Annotated in this window: 1 protein-coding gene and 2 pseudogenes; all 3 read left to right on the top strand. The window is 46.5% G+C overall.

Annotation, left to right across the window (positions count from 1 at the left end; all coding sequences use genetic code 11):
* Positions 1 to 510 (top strand): annotated as a pseudogene (locus ACFIO3_RS11360) (phage tail protein); the annotation flags it as partial.
* 9 nt (positions 511 to 519) lie between these two features.
* Positions 520 to 753, top strand: coding sequence for a hypothetical protein (locus ACFIO3_RS11365; protein ID WP_375687102.1), 234 nt, complete (start codon positions 520 to 522; stop codon positions 751 to 753).
* Between the two features lie 17 nt (positions 754 to 770).
* Positions 771 to 2,539 (top strand): annotated as a pseudogene (locus ACFIO3_RS11370) (hypothetical protein); the annotation flags it as partial.

Consider the following 2,539-nt stretch of genomic DNA (forward strand, 5'->3'; position numbering starts at 1 on the left):
TTTAATGTTCCCGATTTTCGAGGAATGTTTTTACGGGGACTTGATAATGAACGCAATTTAGACCCTTGGCGTTCTTTTGCAAGTATACAACCCTGTTCTTTAAAAGCGCATGAACATTTTATAGGTCCCGCGTCATCAGAAGGTCTTTCTTCTCGAAAGAAACGGGATATTTCTTCTACTGAAGCGGGCGTGACAAGGCGCAAGAGAGCTATAGACGAAGAGTGTGTAGGTTTGAGTGGGGATGCTTTGGACAAGTGTAATCAAGAATTTGACCAAATAGCAGGAAGTCCACAGGTAGAGACTCCCTTTTGGTTTACAGAAAAAGACAAGCCGCCGCGTTTACCTTGGTTTATCAGGAGTCCCTTTGCTAATTTTTTATATTATTCAACGCCTATAACAGACGGTCTGAATGACAGAGAGCATCATGAACATCATCTCATGGCAGAGAGGGTTGGTGGTGTTGAAACGCGCCCCGTTAATGTGAGTGTAATTTATGGGATCAAGACATGAGGAGTTGAAATGTCATTAAAACCGTTTGCGATATCAGAGCTTAGCGACCCGTCTCAAGTACGGGTCGTTTTGTATTCGGGGGGAGGTTTTGTGCATGCGCCTCTTCATGGGGTTTTTGATTTACTGAAAGCCGCTTTGAAAACAGAGCTTGATGGTTCACTGAAAGATTTAGAGAAGCGCTTAGAGGCGTTAAGCGAAGAGCTTGAAGATTTGAAAGAGTGTTCATTGGATGAAGCCCTCTGAATGAAGGAATAAAACAGATGAAGATACCCGATCATGAACATGAATATTTGATACCTGTTGCAACGAAAGAGGAAATCAGAGAAGGGACTTCGCAAGACAGCGTTGTTGTTCCGAAGCTTTTAGGGACGGCCTCTTTGTATTCGTATGAAACCTTTGCGCCGTTAGAGCAGGTTGTTAATGCACGTCAAGAAGCAGAAAAAGCCATGTCGCGTGCGAATGGTGCGCAACAGGTTGCAGAAGAATCGAAGAGGGTTTCGGAACAAGCGCTTAGCGAAGTGACGAAAACAGTTCAAACAGCGACAACAGCGCTTACGACGTCTCATGAAGCGAAGGAAGAAGCTAAAGCAGCGACGACAACGGCTAGCCTTGCGAAAGAGACAGCGGATACAGCCAATGGCTTAGCAGAAGAAGCCAAGAATACTTCTGATGCAGCGAAGCGCATGGCAGAAGAGACAAAAGCAGCAGTCGATAGAGCCTCAGGGGAAATCAATAGTACGAAAGGTTCATTGGCTACGGCATTACAACGTTTTGAAGAGGTCAAACAGAGCAGTGAGAATGCTGTTAATTTATCGACCGAAGCCAAGAGGTTAGCCGATGAATCGAAGACCATTGCAACGCGTGCAGAACAAACAGCAAGAGAAGCTTCACAAACAGCAACAGAGACGACGCAAGTAGCAGCGACGGCGGTAGCAACGTGTCATGAAGTTAAGACTGTAGCCATGCAAGCAAGTCTAAAGGCAGATGGAGCCAAACAGGCAGCCGATGATGCCAAGGATATTGCAGAACAAGCAAAAGAGTTATCAGAAGGTGCGACATCTTCTGTTACAGAACTCACAAAAACAGCCTCACAAGTACAAGCGGGAGTAGAGACAGCATTAACAGCTTCAAGAGAAGCCAAATCACAATCAGAGGCAGCTGTAAGCACGTCAGAAGAGGTGAAAGGTTTAGCGGAAAAAGCGAATACGGCATCTACAGAGGCGCAAAAGGCATCAGAACAGGCATTAAGAGAAGCGACTTCTGCGAAAACAACAGCGGGCGGGGCATCTAGTATAGCCAATGATGCGAAAGGGAGTGCTGAGGCAGCTAAAACATTATCAGAAGAAGCAAAACGGTTGGCAGCAGCATCACAGGAGACAGCAGAAACAGCAAAGGCTAAAGCCGAAAGTGTAGAGGCAGTTGCGAATGAAGCAAAATCTACAGCGACTACAGCATTAACAGAAGCAAGAGAAGCTAAGAGTACGGCATCTGAGGCGAAGGGTTTGGCGGAGGAAGCGAAAAGCGCCGTTGATAAGGCGACAGCGAAAGTAGAGCAAGCTGTAAAAGAGGCTAGCGATGCGAAATCTAAAGCAGAAAATTTAGAGACTGTTGCGACTGAAGCGAAATCCACGAGTGAACAAGCAAGTCAAACCGCCTCTAGTGCAAAAAGCTTATCAGAAGAAGCAAAAGAAGAAGCAAGGAGCGCCAAAGCGACAGCCTTAGAAGCCAAAAGTGCGTTGGATAGTGCACAGACGAAAGCCGATCAAGCGCAACAGAGTGCAACAGAAGCAACACGAATAGCCAACGAAGCGAAGGTAGCAGCAGAAGCATCGGTGCGTTCAGGAGAAACGGCAGGTGAAGCGAGTGTGGAGGCGTTGAAGGGTATAGCTACAGCAGCAAAGAGTAAAGCGGAAGCAGCAGAGAAGGTAGCAGAAGAAACGAAAGGTGCTTTGGATGGTCTAAAACAAGTAGCAGGTAGTGCGAAGTCTATAGCCGAAGAGGCAAAGAAGGTAGCTGATGGAGCACAAAA

The organism is Bartonella sp. AD328YNZD, assembly GCF_042196425.1.